The 8,114-nt window shown below is 43.3% G+C and carries 2 protein-coding genes and 2 pseudogenes; 2 read left to right on the top strand and 2 right to left on the bottom strand.

Features of this window, described 5'->3' with window-relative positions:
- Positions 1 to 736 (top strand): annotated as a pseudogene (locus NI469_RS10090) (IS3-like element ISAba19 family transposase); the annotation flags it as partial.
- A gap of 41 nt (positions 737 to 777) precedes the next feature.
- A pseudogene (locus NI469_RS10085) lies at positions 778 to 927 on the top strand (VF530 family DNA-binding protein); the annotation flags it as partial.
- Between the two features lie 208 nt (positions 928 to 1,135).
- Here the strand turns inward: NI469_RS10085 and NI469_RS10080 are convergent.
- The gene (locus NI469_RS10080; RefSeq protein ID WP_180087460.1) at positions 1,136 to 1,936 is read right to left on the bottom strand and encodes an OmpA family protein; all 801 of its coding nucleotides are present in this window, start codon (positions 1,934 to 1,936) and stop codon (positions 1,136 to 1,138) included.
- Positions 1,937 to 1,938: 2 nt separating this feature from the next.
- Positions 1,939 to 8,031, bottom strand: coding sequence for an SdrD B-like domain-containing protein (locus NI469_RS10075; protein ID WP_180087461.1), 6,093 nt, complete (start codon positions 8,029 to 8,031; stop codon positions 1,939 to 1,941).
- Positions 8,032 to 8,114: the final 83 nt, after the last annotated feature.

Genomic DNA, 8,114 nt, shown 5'->3' with positions numbered 1-8,114 from the left:
AACGAATTTGGAAGGAAAGTTCAGGTCGGTATGGTGTACGTAAAGTCTGGCAAAAACTGAAACGTGAAGGCTATATTATTGCACGCTGTACTGTTGCTCGATTAATGCAAAAGCTAGGTATACAAGGTGTTTGGCGAGGTAAGAACAAACAAACCACCCGTAGCCGAGATGACCAAAAACGGGCAGATGATTTAGTGAAACGTAATTTTAATGCTGATCATCCAAACCAACTATGGGTGGGTGACTTTACCTATATTCAAACTCATTCAGGCTGGGTATATACCGCATTTGTTATTGATGTGTTCTCACGAGCAATAGTTGGATGGAAAGTATCTACACGAATGAATACAGATATGGTGCTCGATGCATTGGAGCAATGCATTGCACGATCGAGGCATGCCAAAGAATGTGATTCATCATTCCGATAGAGGTGTTCAATATCTTTCTATTCGCTATACCAATCGTTTAGAAGCTGCAAATTTACGAGCATCAGTCGGTACAACTGGTGATTCATACGATAATGCTCTGGCTGAAACGGTGAATGGCTTATACAAAACAGAGGTGATTGAATATCTAAAAGCAGATTGGCAAGGTTTAGCAGATGTACAACTTGCGACACTAAACTGGGTAGATTGGTTCAATAAAAAGCGTGTACACAGTGCACTGGGTTGTATCACCTTTTGAGTTTGAAGCAATGTACTATGACAAGATTAACCCGTTAGGTCAGGTGGCCTAACTTAAATAAAAAAGTCTCCGACAAACCCGGTACGGTTCAGTTTAAGTCGTAAAATTGAAGTTAGATGTTTTTGCATAGATCCAAGTGTTAAATCATCATTGCGATTCTTGCGTACCACACCCTAGGCACGTGAAAAAGTAGAAAGCTTATATTTGTACGTGTTACGTCAAAAAGCAAAACAGAAACCGTAGCCCCAGGCAACCCCCCTCTCATCATAAAATTATACCAGTCAGTAAAATACCTTTAGATTAAGCATGTGTATGTTGGTTATTATTGTTGATTATCACAATAAATTAGTGACCAAAAATCAAATTACCCCACCCTACATTAAATTACACCACACAAAATAAAAACTCTATATAACTGTTATATATAGAGTTTACTAACATACCAATTATGTTATTTAGTGTATCTTATGTTGGTGACTCTTGCCAAGGTTGAGGTTTCAGAGATGACTGTTTTTTGTTGTGGCGACCAAATCGGCCATGTTCCGACCACACCATGACATCCCTGCTCACTGCCATTCAGTTCCTGTAAAGATGGATAACTAATTTTCGGAAGCTGTTGAGGAACATCTGCACTGCAACTAAACGCCCGACTATTTGCCTGATCAATTAAGCGCTGTGCTGATAAAAACAGCTCCCGTGAATGTCGCCAGCCCAACTCACAATGTTCAGCGGCTGCCCAGACCAGCATCACCTCTGCCTGTGCAATCTGAGACTGGGCACAGGAAAAACCTGCATGCTGTTTCAATAATTCAGTATTTGCCCATAAATCCCGACGCATTACACTTGAGGTAGACAGAATCGGTGTGGTTAAACTTAACTGCTTAGCCTGACCTTGCTCTAATGCCACTATAATCATTTCCGCCTGGGCAAGGGCCTCTTTTCGCGCAACCGTTGCACTTTTTTCACTTCCCTCATGGGCTGCATAAGTCAACCATGCGGCTGCTTTGACAGCATGATAACGTTCAATTCCCTGTTCATTCAAAAAAGGAACGAGACGTGTTTGCAAGGCAGCAACCTGTTGATCTTTTGGATTATAAATACCTGACTGGGCTGTAGTATCTGGAGAATCTTGCGCCATAACAGGTGCAGCCAAATGATCAGGATTTTTTGCCCAAACCATCACGCTCCAGCAAACTACAACAGTTGCAGCACCACGATAAAATTGACGCAAGGCAGGTGTGACATATTTCATCTTTATGGTTCTCTTGAAGCGTTCACGGTAGAATTGTTGCGAGAAAACAGGTTCTCATCAAACTTGAATCTAAAGCGTACATATGCGCCCTGAAGAGTTGTGTCACTATCCACCAGATCATCATCTTTATAGCCAGAGAAGTTATAACCACCTGATAACCAGAGGTTTGCAGCCAGCAAATAGCCCACTTCCCCCCCAACCAAAACACGGCGGCCCGAACTCATGTTCGACCATAACACGCCTGTATGAATACCCGCATCCCAACGTTCATTGATGTCATACATTGCCCGACCACTGAGCATATGTGTCATACCACTTGACTCCAAACCAGAGAACGTTGTGTCCACATTTTTAACTGCATATTGGCCTGAAAGGGTAATATCGCGACTTGGATGATAATTCAAGTGATTTGAAAAAATATAGACATGCTTTAAGTATGGATTATTTAAATCTGACTTGTTACTGTCATAGCGGTATTCCACCTTGGTCAGCGCATCAAAACGATTGTGCTCAGTGTCACGGTAGGCAGCCCCCACCTGGAAACGATCAACCAGGCGATCACCACTGTTTTCATTCTTACTATCAGTCAGGCTAACTACATTTTTCGCCAATAAAGTCACGTCATTGGAATATTTGTAGGCAATCCCCAGATTATTCAGGATGGTGTCAGACTGGTCAGCCCAACGTGCTTCAATTCTCGCAACAGCTTTCCAGTTTGGATTGGCCAGATATTCCACACCTAAAGATGCAGCAGTGTTATCGGAATTTTGGTTATCGGTATCTGCTTTTGACAATGACTTCACCTGTTCAAAACTGGTGGTTGCATAGAAGCCTTTTTCCAGTTCCCAACGGTTACGTAAACCGATTGCAGCTTCAGCTTCGCGCGCACTGATGCCATCGCGAACACGATATTCACTAAATGCCGTACCGTTATTGTTATATTTACTGTCCAGACCAAACACTGTGACATTACGACGCTGATTGTTATTTAGGTCATACAGTCCCTGAATACTGGACACCAACTCATGGCGACCATAGGCACGTAGTTTTGAATTAATCTGGTAATTCGCACCCAAGGCAAAATTACGACGCTCAGCTTCGGAAACATCCTGCTCATATTCAGCAAAAACATTTGAACCCTGCCAAGGAAGCTGTGTGGTGATTTTTGTACGTGCGGTTAAACCATGATACGGCGCTGTTTGTGAAGCCCCCAACAATGCTGGATTCTTAGACTCATCGTAATACTTGAGACCCAGCTCAACCGCGACAATACGGCTGATCGCACGTTCGATACTGGCAGAAACACCCTGATTGACACCACTTTGCAAATCTTCAGTACGGATGGCCTCCAGTTTTGCCAAACCGATCTTACCCAGTTGCGTACGCCCTTTTATACCACTTTCCTTACGTCCAGCGGTGATTGGTGCCGCAGTGTTATAGAACCCTGTATCTGCCTGATTATGGTAGGTTTTCAGCTCCATATTCTTATAGGCATAGTTCAGTTCAACACGAGCCGCATTCCCCGATAATTTACCTGTTGCATCTGCCGTGGTGTTAATCTGTGTTAAAGAGTTTAAACCGTCATTGATATTTTCAGAACGGGCAAACTCAGCAATCAATTTACCCTTGTCGGCAAATTTCACCACGGTATTGACACTGGCCAACTGGTCCTGCGTTAGTGGATTATTGCTTTTTACATAAGCCCCGCCCACTTTCACCTGATCCAGCAGCTTCACCGAGCCTGTAACACCACCAACCGTGTATTCATCCCCACCCTGCTCAGATTCCACTGTAATACGCAGATAGACTGGATTCAGGTCAGCATCGACACTTGGTACAGGATCTTTTAAGTAAATGCTGTTGCTAAAGGTATCTACTTCATAATCGGTAAAACGTGCCAAAGTGCTACGCGAAATGATCAGGCCTGGATTATCGCGGTCACGGGTCACCACCTCAACTTTTTCACTATTGGCAAGCACATCATCGGTATTGACATTGCCCATGCTATACGGACCTGAAATCCCCATAGCACGTTGTTCATTGGTCACCTGTTGCGTATTGGTCTGCGCAGCAAAGGCCGTGACTTTATAGCGGTCTGTTTCGACAGCCCCACGAACACCTGTTAATGAACGGCTATATTGACCTAAAGCCAGGCCCTCATCATTTTCAGTACGGGTAACATAATCACCATACATGGCATAAGAACGGCCTTTATCCACACGCACGTAGAGCTTACTTGTTGTTTGTGCATCAAAACCTTTCGCCGCCGAGTCACCATAAACTGGATAATATTCATCTGGACGAATATCACGGAACAAGCGCTGGTTTTTATCCTTGTCAGAATCATAGGCAAGGGTTAGTAGATATTCACCCCTGACTTTCCCTTTCAGGAACATGGCTGCACGCCCTGTCACATTGCTTTTGCCATTGTCCGATGATGAAATCTCTTGCAGTTCTTCCTCAAACCCATCCTGCGAACCGACATTGCTTAACTGTTTCGGGTCAAATTTCTTAAAGTTAATTGATCCTTCTACCAAACCAACTGCAATGATCGGACGTAAATCAGGTAAGAAACGTATTGGTGTACTGCTATGAAAAATACCACTTTCAACCGACAGCGTTCCTTCACCCGCCTCAATTGGCGCCTTTATTGGCACAACAAGTGTACCGCCCTCAACAAACACCTGAATACCAGGTTGTTTCGGGTCCAGGTCAGTCAACTCAATTTTACCAATCGAGCTGTCGAGCGTAACTGGAGTTCTGGTAGAAACCAATGTGCCATTACGGTCAACAATTTTCATGGTTACATTGAAATAATCACGACCGTTGGCTTGCGGTTGTACTTTGGCTGACTCAAGTAACAGCTTATCCATTTGGTCAGGGACAATCACATTGACCTGTTTGCTATCCCGAACATTACCCATCATGTCGACTTGACGAACTTCAATACTGTTTTTACCCACAGCAAGATCGACACCGATAAAATCCAGACCTGCAACCTGTAAGTCAGGCAATATTGCACGTTTACCAATGCGTTTCTCAGAAACCTGTGTGCCATTTACCCACAGTTGTAGTTGTGTGCCAGCAGCACCCTTAACCTGAACCGCTGTTTGGGCATAACCAAGAAGCTGCCCATCTTTTAAGTTGATAATTTCTAGCTGATTATTGGCAGCATTTTCCAGCACTGTTTCCAGACTAAGCATTTTCGCAGCTTGAGTGGATTCGGCTGGCACACTCTCAGTTGCTGCCAATGTTTCAGTCAGTGGCAAGGCAACTGAAGAAGCAACGCCAGATTTTTCTGGTTCAAAAGTAACCTCTTTCAGTTCCTTAGCCTGTTCCTTGGAAAAATCAAGGTTACAATTGGCCCTGATTCCCTGTGCCGAGATACAACCACTTGCTGGCTGACCTTTAACATCGGTAATCTTGGAAAAAACTGGATCAATGGTAAGGTCTGAACGTAACACCTGTTCTAAATTGGTGTTGTCCTGTTCAATGCGTTTTTTACGTTCTGCGATTTGTTGCAATAAGGCTTGCGAACATTGTCCTGTACCATTGGCAATTGCAAAATCGGCACGATGTAGTTCACCACGTTTTAAATCCACAAAACGGCTATTTGGATCACCTGCCTGACGATTGCCAATTAACACCAACTCAGAATCAACTGGCAAACTGGTACGGTCAACCTTTAGAACGTGGGTTTTGGCACTGATCCCATAAAAATCATATTTACCTTCACTGTCAGTCACCACATAGCTACCATCTTCAAGGTAAATACGCACACCTGGCACACCGACTTCACCTGCATCCTGTACCCCATTACGGTTACAGTCAGTAAAAATCTTACCAACAATAAAGCCATCAGAGATCATTGCGCCAGGAGTTACTTCTACTTTTGCAGATGCTTCGTTTGATTCGATTCCCTGACCATCTTTTGCCCGAACACGGTTAATGCCATCACCATTCAAGGCATTTGGACCAATATAGACGCGATACTGAACCTTAACTTCCTTACTTGGAGTCAGTGTACCTAAACCAAGTTTCAAATAAGGACCTTTTCCACCTAATGGGTCAGCAACCTTGGTGCCATCGATACGCATAGAACCCTGAACATAGATAAAGCCTCTAGGCAAGGTATCAGTAATCGAAACATCTTTGGAATCCACCGTGCCACGATTGGCAACCGTCACGGTATATTCTTCAAACTCACCGATTTCCGAGTTTTTATTGGTCGCAACCTTTTGTACAAATAACGGCGAGGTTGGTACAGTCAAATCAGGATCAATTGGAATATCAATATTGAGTGCTGGATCAGCATTATTTAAGGTGAATTTGCCAGCATAAGACCATTCCAGATCAACAGCCTTATCCGCAGGGAAACTTGGATAAACAGATTTATCACTGACAAAACTATAACGTGTATTTCCAGGAATTGTGGTTGTATCCACAACAAAACTGTAGGTTCCTGCTTTAACAAGGGGATAAATAAATTCACCCTCGCTATTGGTGACCTGCTTGGCTGGAATTGTAACCAGCTCTCCAGTCTGCTCATCAAGTTTGTATGCAATATTGTCCGCAATTGGCTGGCCATTCTGGTCTAATAAAGTGACCGTTGCTCCCGCCACAGGTAAACCTGTCTTGGCATCAAACACTGTGCCATATGGGTCAATAAGCACCTGAGTACTAATATCGGTAAATGTCTGGGTTGAATTACCCTGTGCATCCAGACAGTCCGTCAGGCTAACCTGTACCTGATCACGTTTGATGGTCTGCAATAACGCATCATAAGAAACCCCAACTTCCGCAAATGCGGTTGGTAGCGTGTAATGGAATACGCCTGTATTCGGGCCAGTTTCTACCCCAATGACTTCTTCAAGATCACCTGTTTTGGCTGATTTAAGCTTAATTTTCACCTTGTCGGCAGTATAACGGTCCGCATTACAGCTGGCATTTTGCGCTTCAAGATAAAGTGGTTTATTCACGCTGCCTGTGGTCAAGACATTTTGGAAATCACCAGATTTATTATTAATCACTGCAAGACCACCTACCACGGTTAAAGCAGGATTAGACAATACCTCTTTTTGGCTATTTGTGGTTGCATACGAAACTTTATAGGTATTTTTAACCGTTGTTTTGGCAATGTTACGATTCATTGTAACCGTAAGATCGACTTGTTCAGTTATATTAGCCTCAATTTGTGGAAAGCCAACCACCAATTGATCAACCTTGCTGAAATCACTTGGCAAGGTCGTTGTATAGTTATTGCCTGTTTGCTTATACAAAACCTTGGCCTGCGTATTTTTTAACTGTGCAGACTTAAATGTTGTATTGGCAGGCAGATCATCAACTAAAAGCACCATTTTCTGTGCCTGACCATCGATCATCACATCCACTGGTCTTGCCGCTTTTTTACCTTGATTGGTTATGGCCAAAGTATAGTTAAGGTCATAGCTGGCATTGGCTGATGGCTCAAAAGTTTTCTGGACAACCTCTTTGGTTGCAACCAGTTGTGGTCCATAGTTGATGGCACTATCTGTAGCCGTTGCTATTACACTATTATCTTCAACAAGTGTTGCTTTTAACGGTAAATTTAACTGCTGACTTTCAGTCAATGTCGCACTTGCTGTTGCAACGACCCACAAATGAACGCTCTGGCCTACCGCCAAGGCAACATTGGTTGTCAGTTGTTGATCATCGGTGTCGAATTGACCGTTTTTATTGGTATCTACATAAATTTTAACGTTGCTTAGTTCATTTATTGTTAACGCTTCTAGTTGTACATTGACAGGCGCATTACTATTGTTGACTAAGGTATTTGCCCAAATAACACGGGTACTTGGTTCAATTTCCTGAACTGGTGGAGTAGTTAAAGCAATTGCGTAAAGAGCAGAAACATTGATTTCGACGGTATTTGAAACTGATTGTTGGGATTTACCATCGGGTGCAACATAAGTTGCATAGGCGATATTTTGGATAGAGCTACCCACTTCAGGCATATTCGCTGCATAACCGTACTGCGCTGACAATATTGATACTGTCAACGTTGATAACATAAATGTCATGTTATGGAATGCCCGAGATTGCTTCTGTTGTAGCACAGCGCTTACCCTTAACTAAATAGTCTAAAAAATTTATTGGGGACGAACACCTACCGCAGCAGATGTCCGCCTCTTTAATTATT

The organism is Acinetobacter lwoffii (assembly GCF_024129735.1).
Taxonomy (GTDB): Bacteria; Pseudomonadota; Gammaproteobacteria; order Pseudomonadales; family Moraxellaceae; genus Acinetobacter; species Acinetobacter lwoffii_H.
Note: the sequence above shows the minus strand (reverse complement) of the source record. Positions and strands in the feature narration are given on the sequence as shown.